Source organism: Vibrio ulleungensis, assembly GCF_016900875.1.
GTDB lineage: Bacteria > Pseudomonadota > Gammaproteobacteria > Enterobacterales > Vibrionaceae > Vibrio > Vibrio ulleungensis.
The window spans coordinates 338,926-359,116 of record NZ_JAFEUM010000003.1 but is presented as its reverse complement, the minus strand read 5'-3'; the positions used below and the strand labels follow the sequence as shown (position 1 = coordinate 359,116).

General features: G+C 43.3%; 18 protein-coding genes and 1 pseudogene. 10 read left to right on the top strand and 9 right to left on the bottom strand.

The annotated features are described in order from the left end of the window. Window positions 1-8: 8 nt before the first annotated feature. On the top strand, window positions 9-1,049 hold the full coding sequence (locus tag JQC93_RS10270) for a DUF2955 domain-containing protein (protein WP_205158338.1): 1,041 nt from the start codon (window positions 9-11) through the stop codon (window positions 1,047-1,049). A 341-nt stretch (window positions 1,050-1,390) separates the two neighbouring features. Here JQC93_RS10270 and JQC93_RS10265 read toward each other — a convergent pair. From JQC93_RS10265 to JQC93_RS10255, 3 genes and pseudogenes are all read right to left on the bottom strand, one after another. Beyond that, window positions 1,391-1,975 (bottom strand): annotated as a pseudogene (locus JQC93_RS10265) (tyrosine-type recombinase/integrase). Window positions 1,976-2,075: 100 nt separating this feature from the next. Further along, window positions 2,076-2,627 carry a carboxymuconolactone decarboxylase family protein gene (locus JQC93_RS10260; protein ID WP_205158337.1) on the bottom strand — a complete coding sequence of 184 codons (552 nt, stop codon included), beginning with the start codon at window positions 2,625-2,627 and terminating at the stop codon, window positions 2,076-2,078. A 38-nt stretch (window positions 2,628-2,665) separates the two neighbouring features. Then, window positions 2,666-2,908, bottom strand: a complete 243-nt coding sequence (locus JQC93_RS10255; protein WP_075713829.1) for a DUF2798 domain-containing protein — start codon at window positions 2,906-2,908, stop codon at window positions 2,666-2,668. Between the two features lie 145 nt (window positions 2,909-3,053). On the opposite strand from JQC93_RS10255, the gene JQC93_RS10250 reads away from it, so the two are divergent. Further along, the gene (locus JQC93_RS10250) at window positions 3,054-3,977 is read left to right on the top strand and encodes a LysR family transcriptional regulator (RefSeq protein ID WP_205158336.1); all 924 of its coding nucleotides are present in this window, start codon (window positions 3,054-3,056) and stop codon (window positions 3,975-3,977) included. 72 nt (window positions 3,978-4,049) lie between these two features. On the opposite strand, the gene JQC93_RS10245 is transcribed toward JQC93_RS10250, so the two are convergent. Continuing rightward, the gene (locus JQC93_RS10245; RefSeq protein ID WP_205158335.1) at window positions 4,050-4,565 is read right to left on the bottom strand and encodes a hypothetical protein; all 516 of its coding nucleotides are present in this window, start codon (window positions 4,563-4,565) and stop codon (window positions 4,050-4,052) included. 524 nt (window positions 4,566-5,089) lie between these two features. Next, entirely contained in the window at window positions 5,090-5,551 is a 462-nt protein-coding gene (locus JQC93_RS10240) for a PH domain-containing protein (protein WP_205158334.1), read from the bottom strand. A 641-nt stretch (window positions 5,552-6,192) separates the two neighbouring features. Between JQC93_RS10240 and JQC93_RS10235 the strand changes: the two genes are divergently transcribed. The 3 genes from JQC93_RS10235 to JQC93_RS10225 all read left to right on the top strand — a co-directional run bounded on the left by JQC93_RS10235 (window position 6,193) and on the right by JQC93_RS10225 (window position 9,542). Then, complete coding sequence (locus JQC93_RS10235; protein ID WP_456243397.1) at window positions 6,193-6,447, top strand: ParD-like family protein; 255 nt, start codon at window positions 6,193-6,195, stop codon at window positions 6,445-6,447. After that, window positions 6,440-7,213 (top strand): type I methionyl aminopeptidase, encoded by a 774-nt coding sequence (gene map / locus JQC93_RS10230; RefSeq protein WP_205158333.1) that lies wholly within the window; start codon window positions 6,440-6,442, stop codon window positions 7,211-7,213. Before JQC93_RS10235 ends, map begins: the two co-directional genes overlap by 8 nt. Before the next feature lie 562 nt (window positions 7,214-7,775). Beyond that, window positions 7,776-9,542 carry an amidohydrolase gene (locus tag JQC93_RS10225; RefSeq protein ID WP_205158332.1) on the top strand — a complete coding sequence of 589 codons (1,767 nt, stop codon included), beginning with the start codon at window positions 7,776-7,778 and terminating at the stop codon, window positions 9,540-9,542. A gap of 1,424 nt (window positions 9,543-10,966) precedes the next feature. Here the strand turns inward: JQC93_RS10225 and JQC93_RS10220 are convergent. Both JQC93_RS10220 and JQC93_RS10215 read right to left on the bottom strand, forming a co-directional pair. After that, window positions 10,967-11,491, bottom strand: a complete 525-nt coding sequence (locus JQC93_RS10220) for a DUF3299 domain-containing protein (RefSeq protein WP_205158331.1) — start codon at window positions 11,489-11,491, stop codon at window positions 10,967-10,969. Between the two features lie 105 nt (window positions 11,492-11,596). Beyond that, on the bottom strand, window positions 11,597-13,339 hold the full coding sequence (locus JQC93_RS10215; RefSeq protein WP_205158330.1) for an amidohydrolase: 1,743 nt from the start codon (window positions 13,337-13,339) through the stop codon (window positions 11,597-11,599). Between the two features lie 162 nt (window positions 13,340-13,501). Between JQC93_RS10215 and JQC93_RS10210 the strand changes: the two genes are divergently transcribed. Further along, on the top strand, window positions 13,502-14,383 hold the full coding sequence (locus JQC93_RS10210) for a LysR family transcriptional regulator (protein WP_205158329.1): 882 nt from the start codon (window positions 13,502-13,504) through the stop codon (window positions 14,381-14,383). A gap of 355 nt (window positions 14,384-14,738) precedes the next feature. Here the strand turns inward: JQC93_RS10210 and ribB are convergent, their stop codons facing one another. After that, a complete protein-coding gene (gene ribB / locus JQC93_RS10205) occupies window positions 14,739-15,848 on the bottom strand; it encodes a 3,4-dihydroxy-2-butanone-4-phosphate synthase (protein WP_205158328.1) in 1,110 nt (369 codons plus the stop codon). A gap of 374 nt (window positions 15,849-16,222) precedes the next feature. Between ribB and JQC93_RS10200 the strand changes: the two genes are divergently transcribed. The 4 genes from JQC93_RS10200 to JQC93_RS10185 all read left to right on the top strand — a co-directional run bounded on the left by JQC93_RS10200 (window position 16,223) and on the right by JQC93_RS10185 (window position 19,655). Next, the gene (locus JQC93_RS10200; RefSeq protein ID WP_205158327.1) at window positions 16,223-16,696 is read left to right on the top strand and encodes a magnesium transporter; all 474 of its coding nucleotides are present in this window, start codon (window positions 16,223-16,225) and stop codon (window positions 16,694-16,696) included. Further along, a complete protein-coding gene (locus JQC93_RS10195) occupies window positions 16,696-17,727 on the top strand; it encodes an HlyD family secretion protein (RefSeq protein WP_205158326.1) in 1,032 nt (343 codons plus the stop codon). The genes JQC93_RS10200 and JQC93_RS10195 overlap by 1 nt, the downstream gene beginning before the upstream one ends. A gap of 306 nt (window positions 17,728-18,033) precedes the next feature. Further along, window positions 18,034-18,984: a LysR family transcriptional regulator gene (locus JQC93_RS10190; RefSeq protein ID WP_205158325.1), complete on the top strand. Its 951-nt coding sequence runs from the start codon at window positions 18,034-18,036 to the stop codon at window positions 18,982-18,984. 320 nt (window positions 18,985-19,304) lie between these two features. Next, a complete protein-coding gene (locus JQC93_RS10185) occupies window positions 19,305-19,655 on the top strand; it encodes an XRE family transcriptional regulator (protein ID WP_205158324.1) in 351 nt (116 codons plus the stop codon). A gap of 29 nt (window positions 19,656-19,684) precedes the next feature. Here the strand turns inward: JQC93_RS10185 and JQC93_RS20310 are convergent, their stop codons facing one another. Then, on the bottom strand, window positions 19,685-20,164 hold the full coding sequence (locus tag JQC93_RS20310; RefSeq protein ID WP_205158323.1) for a GNAT family N-acetyltransferase: 480 nt from the start codon (window positions 20,162-20,164) through the stop codon (window positions 19,685-19,687). Between the last annotated feature and the right edge of the window lie 27 nt (window positions 20,165-20,191).

Genomic DNA, 20,191 nt, shown 5'->3' with positions numbered 1-20,191 from the left:
GGTTAACCATGCGATCAAAATTCATCTCAGATCCGATGACAGCCAGCCAATTGCGGTTCGCTGTCGGTGTCACGAGCGCATTGGCCTTAGCTTATGGTGTGGAATGGCCTTTGGCGTTCCTGTTTCCACTGTTTACCGCCCTGTTGCTATCTATGCCTTTACCTAAGCCTACTCTAAAGCAAGGTTTAAGAACCATGCTCAATACCTTGATTGGCTTTTCTATTGGACTCACCTTTGCGATTTTCTTTGTGCGCTTTCCACTACTGTGCTTAGGCGCTCAGTTTGTCGCGCTATTCTTTATCTACTATTACATTAATCGCGGTGGTTCATTTTGGCTCACCCTGATGACGCTACTCAGCGTGTTGCTGCTGCCAATGCTGACACAAATTTGGGATCAAATCGCGATTAGCCTGAGCGCGGGTCTGGTGATGTCTGCTTGGCTTGCGGTGCTTTGGGTATGGTTTGCACACTTTCTCGTGCCGGATCCAACCAACGCCGTCCTTCCCGACACAGGAGGATTTCAACGAGTCTATTCTCCTGTTGCCGCTAAGCTGGCACTTAAAAGCACCCTAGTGGCATTTCCAATCGCTTCATATTGCCTAATATACAGTCGCAGTGACCTCATACTGACTATGATTTTTGCCGCAATATTCACCTTAAAACCCGACTTAACCGCTGGCAAAGCCGCGGGGCGAAAGTCGCTGATTTCGACCGTTTTAGGGGGAGTAATGGCGATGGTCATTTATTGGGCCATCGTCGCCGTACCTAGGTACGAATTTTTCCTGCTAATCATGTTTGCAGTGATGTTGTTTGTCGGCTCTAAAGTGTTTTCCAAAGACCCATACGCGGCGTACTACGGCTCTGCAGTGAGCTGTATTTTGGTGCTTATTAATGGCGGTATGGGAGAAAATGCTGACTTCTTTATGTCGTTGGTAACGCGGGTGACTCTAATAAGCCTGGCCATCATGTACATAGTGGCAAGCTTACAGGTGCTAGACCGATTTATCTTCAATCGCCCCCAAAAGTTAACCAGCATTCAAAGCAAGTAACATCGCAACATACAAGTTCTTGTCAAAGCGATTATTCGCGTCATGGTCTATGCGATTGGCGCAAACTCTGACCACACAAACCGATTAAACGGTGAGTTTGCAGACATTAAAAAACGCGGCACTTGGGCCAAGCCATTGCGCTTTCCTGTTGCTTTGACCTAGTAAACGCATTCCAAAGCCTTAATGTATAGTCACATCAAACTCATTAAGGCGTTGCTTTCTCAAACAGATATTTGTTCTATATCGCAATTCTTCGGCGCAGGTTTTAACACGGTATTGGACAACAATGTGATAGAGTCAATGCTCTAATCCGTGTGCCTGTTATAATTAATTCTTGTCAATCAGCTCTCAATTTCTTCCGATAACCGAAGAGCATCCTCTATCTCTACCCCCAAATATTTGATCGTATTTTCAATTTTGGTGTGACCAAGCAAAAGCTGGATCGCTCGAATATTTTTGGTCTTCTGATAAATCAGTGTTGCTTTGGTTCGGCGCAGTGAGTGGGTTCCATATAGACCAGGGTTATGACCTAAAGCAAGTGCCCAACTCCGAATGATTCGACGGTAATATGAGTAGCTTAGAGATTGATTAGGCTTTCGTGGGCTTGGGAAAAGGTAGTCTTTAGGTTGAAGCTCTTGATCTTTAATCCAATGGCTCAGCGTTTGCTGTGTTCTCTGAGTGATCTCAAACTGAACGTCATTGCCAGTCTATTTCTGAACATATTGGACACGGTTGAATACTAAGAAGTTAGATGAAACATCTGACACCCTTAGTGATAAGAGGTCGTTTGAACGTAGCTTGCTTTCGATTGCAAGATTAAGAAGAGATAGTTCCATCAGATTATTACTGAGCTCTAAGCGAGTCCTAATCCGCCAAATTTCCTCTAATCTAAATGGCTTTTTTACACCCGTTTTCTTGCACTCCATATGCTCCCTCGTTGTACTGTTGTGAACAGCATCCAAACATGAAGTATTGTGAAAAAAGAGCGAACTTACTCGTTCGCTCGATGACATCTAGCTCGTAGGACTATTTTTTAGACCAAGCAAACTTCTCAAATACTTTGTCTACTGGGGTGTGAGCAACGTGGTTTACGTAGTTGCTGATCACTTTTTGCGATAGGCCAAGGATCACCTCAAGTACCTGTTGCTGACCGTAACCCGCAGCAAAGAATGCTGCTAAATCTGCCTCTGAGACGTTCCCGCGATCACGTACTACCGCGAGAGTGAAGTCTTTTAATGCTTGAAGCTTTTCTGTAGGCATCGCTTCATCGTTACGCAGTGCTTCAGTCAGTGCTGAATCAACTTTCATTGAATGTGCAATACCAGTGTGTGCAGGAACGCAGTAGTGACACTCGTGTTCAACGTTAATGGTTTGCCATACTACCGTTAGCTCTTCAGCGTCGAATGATGTGTTGGTGAATTGCTGATGTAGTTGCGTGTAAGCCGTTAGGATTTGAGGAGACTCAGCCATTACTGCGTAAAGACCAGGAACCATACCCATTTGCTTTTGTGCGCCTTCAAGGATTGCTTTGCTTTTCTCAGGTGCTGACTCAACAGTGTGTAGTTTAAACTCGCACATTTTCTTTTCCTATTCTCTAACTTATTAACTTTACTGATTTATTTTACTTCTGGCTCTAGCAGCACTTTGGTTACGAACAGACGAACCGTTGGTGCAACGAGGGCTAAAACCAGCAGTGCCGATGGCACCATTTGTGAAACTGCGTTTAACCATGCATCGAAGAACACACCGTTTGTCGGTAGTGTCTTAGCAACCATGATAGCTGGCATGCTAAGCAGCATAGTTGGTAGAACCATAGAAACCATTAGTGGGTACTGGAACTTACGTGGAAATTTTTTCATGCTGCTCTCTCTTAGCTTGACTACGATTGGCTAACTGATGGGGCTATATTAGTCCTGATTTTCGCAATCAAAAATAGACAACATTGAACTTGAATCTTTCACATTTGAATGATTAACTCAGAGTACAACTCTCATTGGTGATCAAATGAAAGCAAAGGACATCTCTAACCTCTATCTGTTTTGTCAATCTGTTGAGTGTGGTGGTTTTGCAGCCGCGAGCCTTAAAACCCACGTTTCAGCACCAACGCTTTCAAGAGCCGTCGCAAGTCTTGAAGATAAACTAGGTGAGAAGCTGGTACACCGTAATGCAAAGCAGTTCCAACTGACTACAGCAGGTGACGAATACTATCAGCGCTTCGCTGCTCTCTTTATGCAGTTAAATGATGAGTGGACGCAGCTTTCTAATAGCCAACCAGTATTAACGGGTGAAATCCGAGTCTCTTGCCCAGAGCCATTTGCTGATAACTTCCTGCAAAAGATGGCGATTGAATTTATGCAGACCCACCCAGAGGTCTCCGTAACGATTCAATTTAGTGCAGGCACTGAGCGTTTCTTTGATGAGCAGATTGACCTTGCGATTGTGACGACGCCACCTCATGCCAGTCATTTAATACAGCGTCAGTTGTTTGAGTCACCATTAATGCTAGCGGCATCACCTAGCTATATTGAAAGACATGGTCAGCCCGAGCGGGCAGAAGAGCTGATTAATCACCAACTACTGTCAGGGAATAACTTGCCATATTGGGAACTAAAAGAAGACGGCAAAGCGATCCGTATTCCTTATCAACCACGATATTCTGTTAGCAGTCTACGTTTGAACATAGATGCGACATTGGCAGGTGCAGGGATCTGTATGATACCAAGAGCAGCCTTTGAAAAGCGAGCCGAAAGAAAAGAGTTAGTAGAGGTATTGCCAGGCGTTAAATGCCCAACAGGTAAGGCATTCTTGGTGTGGGCAGACAGAAAACTGATAGCGACCAGAGTGGTTGCCTTTAGAGACATGATTTTTGAAAGCTTTGGGCAATCGGCTGAGTTTTTGGCTTCAATCAATTCAGAGCGAGATTTATAGTTATTGTATTTATGCAATAAAAAATGCCAGACTAAATGAACTAATCTGGCGTTTATTCTGTGATTCTAGTGGTTACTTTTTAAGAAAATATAAGAATGTATTCAACCAAGCTAAACCAAGAATAATCAGTGTCAGTACAGGTGGTTTAGACTGAAGCGGTAGCACTTCGGCTGGCACACTTGGCAATAGGTGAACATACACAGCGACAATCATAATTGCTGTCGTTAGTAGCGTTGATAACTGTATGGCTTTATCTTTAATCGGTACTGCGAGTACCTTATTACCGATCATCACCACAAGTAGCAGTAGACCAGCAAAAATCTCACCTAATTGACCCATCCATCGAGATAAAGTTGGGAAAGGCAATTCACTTAGTGCAATTTGTTTTACAAACATAGTCGTAAACGGGTCGAAAAATTTTACGGTTCCTGCCATCACCATAAAGGCACCGAGAAGACCAGTTAGGATCTTTTGAACTTTTGCTCCTACGCTGTCGGCTTTGTCATAGCTACGAACCAAAAAAATACCCGTAACGAGTAGCATCGTGCCGATAAGGGATAGCTCAAGAATTAGTTGTGATGTGCTCATAGCAAACCTTCATTATATTTTAGTCAGTTGATGGCGCTATTCTACGAAACACTATAGAGTTCAAAAATAGACAGGTTTGATTCTTATTCATTCAAAAATGAAAGATTGAATTGTATTTAGATTTCCTCCTAGACCGTTTTGGGGCAAAACCTTGTTAATAGCGCAACTGACCTAGTAAAGTTCTTACATAAATGAATCTGTGAATCTCCCAAATTAACATTTAGAGGATTAACTCAGGTAATGCAAAACCTCTATTTAGCGGCCAAGATCATTTAGCTGCTACAGTTTGTCAGACAGGAGACTAAGTATTTTTACTTTTACGAAGGCACTCTCATACGAAAAAAGCAGCGAAACAGGAATGAGAAAGCGCACCTGTTATGGGTGCGCTTTGTGCAAAATGAACGATCTCGACTGTTATGGATCGTTGAGTAGTATTGAGACTCGAAGTACCTCATAACTGTCGAAATAAAAAATAGAAAACTGACCAATTTTAAATTAACCCGGCCATACTATTTGTATGCAAATCAGCCGTCGACCAAAACAGCGTTTGGATTACTCTTGCGAATGAAGTAATACAAAGAATCCATTTGCTTGGATGCGAACTCATAGGTCGCGTGCTCGGTGGTTATGTGAAAAGACCAACCAACTAAAGCTAGGGGGACTGACAGGCTTGGATTACTACCGTAACTCTCAATATCAATGAATGGGATGCTCGCCAAAGGATCATACTTTAAGGTCTTTCTATTCCATGTTGCGAACAAAATCCGAGTATCAGTCACGATAATGGCACCACCAGACACCCTTTGATCCTTCGATGAACTGGCTTCACCAACCAGTTTCACTTCTTCCGAATCTTCCAATAAACCATTTTTTACAATATCGATATACTGAGGCGTAGCTATCGGCCCATAGAAAGACTGCATCGGGCCACTAGAACCGCAACCGCTAAGTAGAGCAATAAACATAACCACTAATATTTTTTTCATTGATTCATCCATAATCTTCATCTGACTGCATACAAACAGCTCGGCAGCCTCCTAAGCTGCTGATAGTAGAGAGTTTATTGGCAGCATTCAATAGGGTACTTTCATTTCTTTGTGATCAGTTGCATATTTTTCACGGGCATTTCTAACTGTTGTACCGCTAGACGTAGTAAGACCCTACTTCCATAGATACTCAACTACTTCACATGGATTGACCTGACTCCAATCGACACTTTCGAGGTATTAGGAAAAGTATTGGAAAATGCGATTTGCTTTCTAGTTGGTTAAACTGTTCTAAAAACGAAATGGGGCAAAGGTGTGTTTGCCGTGGTCCGCTCTGGCACACCTTTGGACAGAAGTGAATTTGGGGCTCGGGGCTATATCTACCCTTCAGATAACTTTTAGTCGCCCAAAACACAATAGTCCACAGCTTCCTAAGGTGGATGAGGTGAACGAAAATCGACAGAAGCTGTCACTCTCTATTCTCGTTATCAAAACTACTCTAAGCAAAATTAATACTAAACATGCAGTTTCTTGCTAATTCCTCGCGGCTTTTCCTTTCTAACAAGGTGCTGAGTTACGACAGTGTTGTGTGATTCTGTTCAGTAAATCAAGATTGAAGCTATATGTGAAATGGATATAATATGTATACGTTATATATATTGTGTGTATCTATGGGTATCGTAAAAATTTCAGAAAGTCTTCACGAGGAGATTCGAAAAGCTAGTGGTGCAATGCATCGTTCTATCAACTCTCAAGCAGAGTTTTGGATAAAGGTTGGAATGATGGCAGAGTTGCATCCGAACTCTACATATAACCAGTTAGTTTTAGAGTTAATGTCATCAGCTTCAGTATCGGCAGAAAATATCAAAAACAATAAGGTGGCTACTAATGAGTAGTCAAGTATCCATCAAAAGTCGTGAAGAAATCGAGCTAATGAGAGAATCTGGAAGGTTGTTAGCAAAAGTATTTACAGCTTTGGACTCATACATGAAGCCAGGTCTATCTACGATGGATATCAACGACTTTGTTGAAAAATATATCGTTGATAAACTTAAAGCTCGACCAGCAAGCAAGGGGCAGTATGACTATGAGTTTGTATTAAACTCATCAATTAATGAGGTTGTATGCCACGGTGTCCCAAAAAGAACCCAGTTTTTAAAAGCCTCAGATATCATTAACCTAGATATAACACTGGAAAAGAACGGATTCATTGCAGACTCAAGCAAGACGTATGTAATGCCTGATGCATCGCCTATCGCGAAGAGGCTTGTGAAAGTGACATATGAAGCCATGTGGGAAGGTATTAAACAAGTAAAATCAGGTGCTAAACTAGGTGATATTGGTTATGCAATTCAATGTTATGCCGAATCACATGGATACAGTATTGTAAAAGAATACTGTGGGCATGGTATTGGTCGGGAGATGCATGAAGAGCCACAGGTTCTTCATTATGGTAAACAAAATTCTGGCCTTACTTTAAAAGAAGGTATGACATTCACTATAGAACCGATGGTCAATCAAGGCTCTGCAAAAGTGAAAACCAAAAAAGATGGTTGGACTGTCGTAACGAGAGACAAGAAGTTATCTGCCCAATCAGAACATACCGTTTTAGTTACACGTTCTGGTTATGAAGTTTTGACTCTTCGTGATGAAGAAATCTAATTGATATTTAAATCTCGTCAGTTCTGTGATCTTGCATAATGATGCAGATGAGGATTACGGTCTAGCGTTCTCAATTTTGCACACTTTTGGGAGTTTCCTTGCAGGGCTGTTCTGACACCTACCATAACTTCAAGTATCACAAGCTCAGCAACGTAATCCGATGCCGACTAATCGCACTAAGTAGAAAAGGGGCAGAACCTTCTTAGCCGCGACTGTGTGATAACTTGTCTTTGGACACAAACGAGCTAGCGGTAATAGTGCTAGTACGTCTTGGGACAGAAGCTATTTGCACCAATCCTAATTTAGCAAAAAATAAATTAATCACGGTATATCAAAACGCACTTACGCGACGGTCCAGTGTACGAGGAACAGATCATACTGGTCCTGATTCGAAATCTCATCAAAGTAATGGCACTAAATTAGTGGAAAAGTTCACTTTTCCACTTTCCATTTAGTCATTTAGTCATTTAACTCAAAGTCTCTAGAGTGATTCTAGTTATTGTGCGAATGCGTTTTGTTTCCTATGTTTATCTCTTGACGTAGATTTTATGGAGAGAGCTCAATGCGAGAAATTGTGAAGTTTAAATTTTTGGTACTAGTAGGGTTAGCGACCTTATCCACTTTTGTGCATGCTCAAGTAGTTGATGCAGATTATGTGTTTACGAATGCCAATGTCTATACGGTCAATAAAGATGCTCCATGGGCTGAGGCAATCGCAGTCAAATCCAACAAAATTGTCTATGTAGGCTCTAGTGAGGGCGCACAAATTTTCATATCAGATGCAACAGAAGTACATGACCTTGATGGGAAGATGATTACCCCAGGCTTTTTCAGTGGTCACGAACATTTTGTTTCATCAGCATGGATGGGAATGGGGGTTGCGTTAGGGGAAGGTCAATCCAAACAAGATTATCTTGATCTAATTAAAGCTTATGCAGATGCAAATCCTAACGAAAAATTCATACGTGGTCTTGGTTGGAACGGTTCCCTTATGGATTCGCCACCGACAGCGGCCGACTTAGACAAAATTGTTCCTGACCGCCCAGTAATTCTGCAAGACTACACTGTCCATGATATGTGGTTGAACTCCAAAGCAATGGAGATGGGTAATGTAGATAAAAATACACCAGACGCAATTCCAGGCCTAACCTTTTGGGTTCGTGACGACGCGGGTAACCCTATTGGAGAAGCGAAAGAGTTCGCTTGGATGCCTGCCTTTATTGAGATGGGAGCATGGCAACCAGAAACTATGATTTCTGAAAGTCAAACGAAGCTTTATAATCTAGCTGCGTCATACGGTTACACTGGGTATATTAACCAAGGTCTTGTCACCCCAAATATTAAAGAGTTTAAAGAGTATTTCAGTGACTATCGTATTGCCTTGGAGCTCCTGACAGAGTTAGATAATCAAAATAAATTGAAAATGAGAACTTTTTTCCAAGTTCTTTATAAGAATGAAAAAACGGATGTTGACGCTTTTGTTGCCGATACAATCGAGTTAAGAAATGAATACAACACAGATACGGTTGGTATTACTGGAATTAAAATTCACCCAGAAGGCGTATTTACCAGTCATGCCTCGGTAATGCTTGAACCTTGGACTGACTTACCAGACTCAAAAGCTGTTAGAGGCGTATCTGCGGCACGCAGTGAAGAGGTTGTCCTCAAAGCTAACAAGGTTGGGCTTGATGTATCGATTCATACTGATGGCTCAAAAACCCAGCGAGAAACTATTGACACATACATCAAAGCAAAAGAGCTTGGCTATGAGGACGCTCGAAACTCATTGCAACACTTCGCTAATGTTCACCCAGATGATTTCGAACGTGTAGTTAAGTACAATATCCCGGTTAATCTAACACCAATCTGGGCGACAACCTGGGGAGGAGGCTTAGAATCTGCCATGAAAATATTAGGGCAAAAACGAGTTGAAAAAGCATTCCAACCTCTTGGAAGAGCTATACGAGCAGGTATTCCAACCAGTATTGGAGCAGATGTACCTAGTACGGATATTTCCTTATCAGGTCCTCTATATCTATGCCAATCAGCAATAACTCGTAAAGATCCATCGAATCCAAGTGACAAGCGAACGTTTCCACCATCTACTGAAGCTATATCGCTAGAACAATGTCTGTTTACTGCAACCATGGGGGGAGCCTACCAAGCAAGGATGGAACATAAAGTAGGTAGTCTAGAAGTAGGAAAGTATGCAGATCTTGTTATTTTTGAAAGGAATTTATTTGAGGTCGAGCCAGATAATCTTGTTGAGACAAAAATTTTAGCTACGATGATGAATGGCACCTTTACATATCAACAAGGATTGCAGTAAATACAGCGGTAGAGCTAATTTTTTGCGAAAATGCTCTCAAAAAAGTGTAGAAACTATGCCTTTCATTCGATCTGTTAACTCATGATTCTGATCATTTTAAAGCGAATGCAAATTTATTTGTGTTCGCTTTCACTTTGTTATCAGAAGATCTATTTTAAATCTAAGCATTCATCAGTGATGTAACTGATTACAGGTTGACCGCCGTTTAAGGTTTGAATTTTCAGATTCTATGTGTCTCATGCTCACGATTTTGGTAAGTCTGGGACGATGGAAGTTGATAGTCAATATTATGCGTGCATGAATACACAATACATTCCTGTCGGATTGGCGGCACCTGTTGCCAGGTGCCTCCCTCCTCAGAACCGTACGTGCAACTTTCACTGCATACGGCTCAAGCCTCCACAAAAGCACCGTTAAGCACCCAGTAATTATTTACCTTTGCGATACACACTTAAAGCTTTAAAACTGCCCCATTGGTCACTCAGTGAATAAGAAACCACGGTTCGTTATCAGAAGACGCACTAACTTCATTCGAAATCATCATTTGCTTTTCTTCTTTAATAAAGTTCTTCAAGCTATCTCGCAACGGGACACCAGTTAGAAGTCAGCTCGCTTTCGCGCCAGATATAAACCTGTATTCACTTCATTACAAGGTAGCATTCGCTTTTTCTAACCTCCTTTACCTGCATACCTATCGGCAACTTTCAGACTGCTTTCCCATAGAGAGATATACAGGCTTACCCTGTTCCGTATGTTGCGTAAAAAATGTCAACTCAGATGCCCACAATGGTGCGGAGAGTACAAAGACCACGAAAGAGCAATGTCCAATCTCTTTCCGACTCTCGTTGCCTTTTTGGCTACAGCGTATTAATCACTTCCGCTGCTTCATCATATAACGCGCCTTAAATGGATTCACATTACATTCATCATATTGACTCCCTAGCACTCACCCGATTTGTGGTTATCAGGAGGAACACCTTATCACGATTCGGTTCCCACTCAATCTAGTGACTGCGTTTCATTACATTGTCGGATTCGCTACTTTATTCAGAATCCTAGGGTCATCTGATGATACAGACGGTTCACTCTTTCGTGGTGAACAACGCTTCATACGACTTCAGATCGCACGAACATTTCTGAGTTACGAAGTAACCGCTGTGAAAGCTATCGACAGAACCTAGTTAGAGTGATTATTAAGATTGGAAGAGTGCGCATAACTTTTGGTATGTAAAAGCAACAAAACTAAAAGCTAAGAGTCTCCAGCGCAGCTAAGCCAGCATAAAACTGAAGGAATGTCTTGGAGACCTGTATTATCGGTCTCCTTGGTTATTTGGAGGTCGTGCTTTGTGTATTCTAGAGTGACCTTTTACTGCACGCTACCAGATAGGTACTAAAAGACTGTGGTCGCTTAAAGCAAATTAAGGTCATTTTTTAACAAAACTTGCGTCTTTCATCGTATATCCAGTAAGTGCAATATCGCCCTCGATATACTCGCCCTCAATTACTTCTATTTCGATAGACCCTTGTATAGTAATTGGTGACCAGTACATTTCCCAAGGGATTACTTGTCCTTTCTCCAATTCGATATAGATTAACTGGTTGGGAGGCGGTGGTGGAACATGAATACAAGCTCCCGCGTACGGCGCTAACAAAAGAGTGATCACACCATCCGCATCCATATCAATTGGTACCATATAACCCTGTATAATCACGTTTCGCTCAGCTAGCGCATCAACTGTAGACTTAAGTTGTTCATTAACACGTTGTGGAGCTACTTCGCCATCTTTGTGAATATACGGGTTTAGGGTCGATTTAATCAGTGCAATTGTGTCTTCGCGATACTCCGGTGGTATAAGGTCTGACCAATTTATTTTGATAGGTTCAGCCATCGCAGATAGCGAAAGCAACGAAAGACAGAAAATGGTGACAGTAGCTTTAATAATACGCATATCGAGACCTTTATTAGATGCGCCATCCATGAGCTGATTTGGAGGGGCAGATAGTTCTGCCCCTTAATTTATTGTCAGAGTTAGTCTGACTGAGAACGAAGTTGATTAATTTGCTTGGTATACAATCTTACCGTCTAGGTAAGTTGCTCGGACTTTGGTTTCATGCACTTTGTGGATGTTTTTTTCTACTTGAGCATGAATATCACGGTCTAGCACTATAATGTCAGCCAACTTGCCTTCTTCAAGTGAACCGATCTTATCTTCTTTGAACATCAGTTTCGCACTACCCATCGTGTAACCGTACAGAGCTTGCTCAAAAGTCATCGCTTGACCAATCATACGCTCACTCTCTGGCTTCCCTATGCTTTGGCGCGTCATAGCGATTTCGATACCTTCGAATGGTTTATAGACCGCACTGGTAGGTGCGTCTGGACCTGCACCGTATTCAATGCCAGAGTTCGCTAGCATACCGTGCATATTAAATGCATTGTCCAAGATAAACTGTGGCACGTTCTTCTTTACAACAGCTTGGTAGTAGGGATCTGCGGGATCACCCCAGTGGTATTGGATTTGTGCAGCAATGTTAAGATTCTTCATGCGTGATAGATGTGATGGAGTCACGTGGTCAAGGTGCGTCATAATGTGACGTGCCTTTGGATCAAGTGGTTTTCCAGTATCGTTCGCATACTCTAAGGCATCGAGTGACTTACGTATCGCAGCATCACCTTCAACGTGTAACATTATACGGAAGCCACGTTCTGTTAACTGTTCAAAGATCCAACCTAAGTTGTCTTCGCCGTAGTTCATGTTTGGTTGAGTACCATCTAAGTACGGCTCTTCCATGTGCGCGTATGCACCTGGAGTTCCATCTATGGCAAATTTAACCGTATTCATTGTCAGGAAGTTGTGAGAGTCGCTACCCATTTCCTTACGCACGACTTCACGGCGAGCAACCAGCTCATCGATCATTGCTTGGTCCTCATCCATATTTCCTTTACCGCCCCAGAATACACCTGAAACTTCGTGACGAAGGTTTAGTGTTCCTTTTTTAGCCATACGAACGTAAACGTCATCAGATCCTTCTTTTGAACCACCAGCCGCCTCTAGTGCAGAAGTTACGCCCACAGCGTTCAATAGTTCAGCTGCGGCTGCAACTGACTTTTCTTGCGTTTCGAACGAGTACAATTTGTGCTGTTCAACGAAACCAAGTGAAAGATGCGCTTTTTCGCGTAGGTGGCCGGTTGGTTTACCATCTTCACCAAGAGGCATGTAGCCACCTTTCGGCACACGCCAGTTGTCATCAACACCCAAAATCTTTAGTGCTTTTGATGAATACCAACCATTGTGTTGGGTATTATCTGAGATAAGTGCAGGACGACCACCCACCAGTTCATCTAAACGCTCTTTAGTAGGTTCTGGAAAATTATCGTAAGAGAAACCACCACCTATAATCCACTCGTCAGGGCCAAGCTTAGCAGCCCAATCAGAGATCGCTTTTTCAATTACTTCTGTCGGTTGACCATCTAGGACAAATAGGTTCAACATAGTTGCATGTGTCTGCCCAAACAGACGAGTATGTAAGTGAGTATCTATAAAGCCCGGCATGATGGTCGCTTCTTTGTTGTCTACGATCTGAGTATCTGAACCGACCAGAGTTTTACAAGAATCGTCTGCTTTTACGCAGACAATTTCATTGTTTACAATTGCCAAAGACCTAGCGATTGGTTGATCAGGGTTCATCGTGACGATGTTTTCAGATAGGAAAACCACATCTGCGGTTTCGGCTGCGATAACGTTAGTGGTAGTCATGCCGGAAAGAATGGCTAATGCTACAAATGATTTTTTCATGGTAACCTCGTGTGATAATACCCAGCGGGAACTAAGCTTTTTGATGGTACATATTTTAGATGACGTAAGATTAGGAGTAAGAACGCCACTGCTTTGACAGCGACTTTGTGATGTGTTAACCCTAAACTCTTATTTAACAGGTTGATGAATAAAGGTTGGAAAATGCTACAGCTTGATCAAATAGAAGCTTATTTGGCCGTTTATGAATTAGGTTCCATAGCAAAAGCTGCGAAGAAACTTAACCTCAGACATGCAGAGGCTAGTCTGCTTATAGAAAACTTGGAGATTGCGCTCGATACAAAGCTATTCGAGAGAAGCAAAAATAGCATTACGCCAACACAAGCAGGCATACTGCTTTTTCCGCATGCCCAACAGTTTGCCCATCAAGGTGAGCGTATTCTGCACCTTTCTGCTAGTTCGAATTTATCAAGCGGCTCTTTGCGGATTGGGCTTGACCATATGGTACCAATCGAGGAAATCGAAGGGGCGATAGCCAAGGTTTCTTCGAAGTATCAGCTTTTAGAAATCAATGTGACTCGCGGCTTAAGCCAAGACTTAATACAGCAGTTAGAGACTGATGAACTTGATGTTATCGTGCATGTTTTCTTCACGGATGCACCTTCACAAACAGAAAGAACATTACTTCGCTATTTAGTGTGGGTTGCTTGCTGTTCTCCAGATTCTGAGTTTGCCGATCTCGACTTAATTAGCAACGATCAGTTGGCAAAGCGCCGTCAGATATGCTGTGCAAGTATGTTCAATAACCCACTAACTAAAATTGGAGGTAAGGCCGCATTTGAAACCTGGCAGTGTACCGACCAGGAAGACGTCGCTCGTCTGATTGAGGAAGACTTGGGTTGGGGATACTTGCCGCAAGCACTTTATCGCGAACGAGAAGCGCTTGGTCTGCTAACAAAGTTCAATACAGAGAGCAACGCAGGCGACGTCAATATTACAACTCGATTGGAGTTGCTTCATTCATCAAGTCGAACTCTTAGCGAACCACAACAGATGTTTTTAGATCTGCTAATCGACCAAAAATAACGCTACATATCTCAACGCTGCCTCAGTAGAATTTGCAAGTATTCAATAAGGAGAAAGCCTTGTTGTTTGGAGTGCTACCTACTGGGTAGCTAAACAAAGACGTCTAGTAAAGTCTGTTTACTTGTGATTAGAAAAACTAGGGCAAACTGCTATCGTTTTCGACGATGACTAAGGTTTCCTAAATTGAAAAGGGGCAAAAATGAGTTTACTAACATCCCTTATCTGCAACTAAAAAGTACAAGATTCAAAATCTAAAGTGCATTAAAAAGGAACTCTTGGAGAGTTCCTTTTGCTATGAGCACCAGTAAAGCGCAATGCCTTGCCCTTTGGCCGCGTATTTATTAAGTCGCTGTTGTTAGTCAGTAACGTATTCCGTCACTTCCAACCCAAAGCCAGACAACGCGTGATAGCGTTTAGACGACGACGACAACAAGCGCATTTGGCTTATGCCAAGATCAGACAAGATCTGAGAGCCGACACCTACTTGACGCGATGCCTGCTGCTTGTTGCTGGTTGGGATAGGTTTACCCTGATCTTCAAGTTCAAAGCGGCGTACTTTGTTTAGTTCACGCTCTGGATCGTGGTTGTGACCTAAAATGACCAACACGCCATTTTCGTCGGCAATTTTTGCCATCGCTTTATCGATTGACCACGTACGGTCAACGCCACGGGTAGAATGTAAAACATCGTTAAATGTATCTTGTAGATGCACACGAACCAGCGTTGGCTGCTGAGTAATTTCGCCTTTTTGTAACGCGTAGTGGATCTGATTATCGATGGTATCGCGGAACGTGATCATCGTGAACTCACCGTATTCCGTCGGCAATTGACACTGCGCAACACGCTCAATGGTGGTTTCAGTGTTGTTACGGTACTCGATTAAATCGGCAATAGTGCCGAGTTTAATGCCATGTTTTTCGGCAAACACTTCAAGCTCAGGGCGGCGAGCCATAGTGCCGTCTTCATTGAGAATTTCGACAATCACCGATGCCGGCTCACGACCTGCTAGGCGAGCCAAGTCAACGCCAGCTTCCGTGTGACCTGCGCGTGTTAACACACCACCATCTTTAGCTTTTAGCGGGAACACATGTCCCGGTTGTACCAAGTCGGCTGCAACGGCATTCACCGCGACAGCAGCTTGTACCGTTGTCGCTCGGTCTGCGGCCGATATACCAGTAGTAACACCTTGCGCGGCTTCAATCGATGCGGTAAATGCTGTGCCCCATTGCTCAGAGTGGTTCTGTACCATAGGGAACAAGTTGAGACGGTCACAACGCTCTTTAGTAAGCGTTAAACAGATTAAACCGCGACCATGTGTCGCCATAAAGTTGATATGTTCAGGAGACACTGCATCGGCAGCGACCATTATATCGCCTTCATTTTCACGATCTTCATCGTCCATCAAGATCACCATTTTTCCGTTACGGTAATCTTCAATAATCTCTTCAATGTTACTAATTGGCATGGGTATCCGCTCTCAGTTCAAAAGGTGCCGACGCAAACGCATCAACGAGAATGAGTGCAATAATAACGGTTATGGCAATCGTTTACGAGTCGCTCTAGGCGATGATCGGGCAAAATGTGGTGTGCGAATAAATTCAGCGCTTTCGCACCGTTTTGTTGAAGAAAATTTGCACAACCATTTGTTTCGAATCAGCTGTGTTATTACTCATACGCATATCAGGTGTCAGTAAATGTAACTGGTGGAATAATCATTCAAACTGCATCATAGGCTTAGTGACCAAGGGAATGCGAGTAATGAGTGCCAAACCTCTCGGTTTGTCTCACTCGGGAACACCACCCTTCTAGAGCCAATCTAGACATTCCTGGAGACATTAGATGCGTAAATCCATCACCCGGTTCATTGCCATATTTCTAAAATGGGCAATCTATATCGCCCTGTTTGTAGGCAGCATTCGCTTCTTTGCCATGCTATCCACGGTGCATGGTAAAAACTATCCCGCCGATCACTTTGCCAATGGCCATCCAAGTATCATCGCCCTACTCAATTCTGAACTTTTTATGGGCGTCATATTTATTGTCACATTAGGCGTATTCGCTTTTGTCGGTAAGCTCTTATGGCAACTGCATGAAGTGGCGGTTCACAAGAGCCAACACAACAACAGTGTCCATACCACTCTCGTGTTTGCCTTGTCTTTATGTGGTTTATTTATCAATAAAGCCTATTGGGTCGCAGCCATTGTCATCGCATTTACCCGCTGGGACATGATAGGTAAAGCACTCAGTGATGTTATTCACTTAGGAGTACACGGCAAGTCCCGTCAGTCAGAGTCAACATCGGAGAACGTGTAATGAAAGAGATCATGCTTCCCTACATCTTTATCATTTGGATCTTGGTTAAAACTGGCGTAATAAAATGGACACTACGCAACGCCGTAATTTATGTCGGCATTGGCGCCTTTCTCGCCACCAGCTTGTTCACCGCATCACGATTTTGGGCACCTGTAGATCTCACGGACAGTTCTACGGTGAAAGCACCGCAAGCCGTTCTAAGTCCTTTGTTCGGTCAAAAAATTGATCAGATTTACGTCAAGCACAACCAAACCGTTAAACAAGGTGACCTACTTTATACACTCGAGGGCAACGATGTCGCTGAGCAGATAAAAAGCCTCGAAGCGAACTTAGCCTCGCTGGATCATCAAATCTCTGCGATCAAAGTAACTATTGAAAATGACAAAAAGAATCTCGACCGCTTGCGTAGTCTCGATGAATACGCCAGTGAACAAGATATGGATGCGTTAGAAACCCGCATTCAGAACAACCAAGCCGATATTCAAGCCAAACATGCGGAAAAAGCGGCAACCGTGGCACAGATTAGCGAAGCGAATTACAACAATACTCTTAACCAAATCGTCGCCCCCTTTGATGGCGTCGTCGGTGTGGTCAACATTAGCGAAGGCTCTCGTTTGGGTAACATGCATCTCTACGAAACCAGTAAAAAGTTCATTGAGATGAGAGTCAGCGACCAAGCGTTTGGGTTTATTGAAAAAGGTCAATTTGCAGAGTTTTATGTCACCGCTTACCCAGGGCACGTATTCCGAGGCCGAGTAAACAGCGTTACCTCTGGTACCGGTGAATCGACACTCTCACCCGCACAAGGTACTCAACATGTGGGGCAGCACGTTGCTCAAAATGCGGGCTCACACGGCAGAACGGTGATCATCGAGTTTGAAGAGCCCGAAGGAATGGTCATTCCGATTGGTGCAAAAGGGTCTGCGTGGGTTTCCGCCACCAAGCCCCACCCAATCCTTGGTTTCATGGACATAATTGGTGGCGCTACGGTCCGCTTGAAGTCCCTGAAAGCTTACTTATCGGCGCTTTAAGTGAGTTAAGTCATCTACTTGGGCTGCAAAGCATTAGTGCGCAGCCCAAAAATACCCAACACATCTAGGTTTTCCGTTATGTATCATTTACACAATCCTACTGAGCAAGATATTAACGTCTTCGCGGTAATGTCAGTCAGCAAATTCGAATCGTTTGTTTCAAATCTGCCGCCAAGTGCCGTAGAACAATTGTTAGTGGCCATCTTCAACCAATACACTAAATCAACAGACTCATAGACAAACGCACCCAACTTGATATTCTAAAACATCACTTTGCCTTAGAATAGTATAAGTTGGGTGCATATCATGAAGTCTTTGGAACAACAGTTATCTCGGATCGACTTAAACTTGCTTGTTGCACTCAGCGTGTTGATTCAAGAGCGAAATGTGTCGAGGGCAGCCGCAAAGCTATACCTGTCGCAGCCAGCAATGAGTCGCACCTTAAAAAGGCTTCGAGAAACCTTTGACGATCCGCTGTTTTATCGTGAGTCCAGCGGCTTGCAACCCACCGAAAAGACATTACGCCTACAAGAGCCGCTGCTTGCCATTTTGGGAGATATTCAAAAGCTGCTGTCGCAAACTCAATTTAGTCCTGAGCTGTGTGACCACACGTTCAAACTGTCACTTCCGCCCTTAATGAGTACCTTCATTACCGTACCCATTGCGAAATCACTGATGAACGTAGCACCCAATGCAAGCTTAGTTGAAACAATTGCGACCATGGATGCGCGTACATTACTAAAAAATCGTGAGGTGGATTACTCGATCCACATTAGTCAGCCTGAGGAAAAGGAAGAGTTTTTAAGCCAATTGATTGGGCATACTCACCCGGTAATCTATGCCAATCCGTCGCACCCATTAGTACAGCAATCAAGTCCTACATTAGAGCAGTGTCTTGAATACCCCTATGTTGACCTCAATCTCGACATTCGTTCGGCTCAAGAACAGATAAACCCTATTGATAAATACCTAATGTCTCACGGCCTGGAGCGCAAAATCAGTTTTAGAAGCGGCCAAATTAACAACTTATTGGAGGTCATGACGGATAGCCATACCTTATTGGTCGCTTCACATCTGCTTCAACACGTTAATAATTTAAACGACAAGCTCGTTACGGTTTTCTCATTAAATCGAGTTCAAGACTCGGCGATCCCAATCTATCTCATTGAACATAAGCGCACTGCAGACAGTGCTGCTCATCAGTGGTTTAAACAGTTGATGTTACAAGTACTAGAACAAAGCGCACTAAAGGGTTAATACTGCCCAACGCAATATTCCGACAAGTGAATAACTTTGCTTGTGCCCTAGAAGAGAGGTTTGGAATTTCTGATATTCCACAACTCAACTGGCAAACAGAATAGCGATCATACATAGTGTTCCGGCAACTAACGGTCACATAAATTTTGTGCGCCTAATTGAACCGTGGTCGTTAGTTGCACCCTCCAAGTTCACACCGACATATGTCGTCAAACCCCGCATATGCGCCACCCTTGACCAAGTTATTACACTCGATTGACACAGCCCTTTGCCAAACTTGCACACTATGCACACGCCACATCAAAACCCAAGGAACACCCATGCAGTTCACCGAACAGGATCGTCAAGCACTCTATAACATCTGGATGTCTCAAAAAGCCAAAATGCGTATTACGCAGATGGAAATGGCGAAGAAGATGCAAGTATCCCCTGTCGAGTTCACTAATGCCCTACGAGGCTCACAGCCTTTGTCACTAGGGTTTATCAACAACTTATGTGGACAACTGCATGTAGACCCTGCAAGTATTCTCCCCAGTATGAAGCAACGACCAGAGCAGGCGAATAGCTCTCGCATTGTTACGACGAAAATTGGCATCGATGGTGAGATTCAAAATGCCTATATTGAGGGGAACCAAGTGATTATCGAGTACCGTCTACCGACCGAACACTAAAAACGGCGCGTACTAATGTTGTAGCCATATTACTGGCCAAGGTTTTTTCGCAAGTTAATGAAATGAGGCTCTGTCTTCACGGTATAAAACCCCAGTGCGCGGTAAAAACCCACAGCTGCATGATTATCATTAAAACTGGATAATGTTATCGCATCGCAGCCTACCTGTGGTGCGTGAGATTCGAGCCGATTCATGACTTCACGTCCAATGCCCATCGCTTGGTAACGCTTTTTAATCACCAACAAGTGAACGTGCAAATTCTTATCATATGGGTGATAGCAGACTAAACCCACTCTTTGACCATGGTAAGCAAGCCAATGAAAGCCAGATTGTGGGTTGCGCTCTTGGATCCGCTGACGTTGCGCGTCGTCATCCCATCCCCAGATTGCATCCACAAATTCCCCTACGCCTTGCTTTATTAGCCTAAATTGGGCCTCAAACTCTGATGGCGAAGCTGGTTCAAAGGTTACCGCGTCAAGCGATACTGGCTCAAATGTCTCTGTTTTCACTGCAGGCTTATTCCCAGTTTCTAAAGG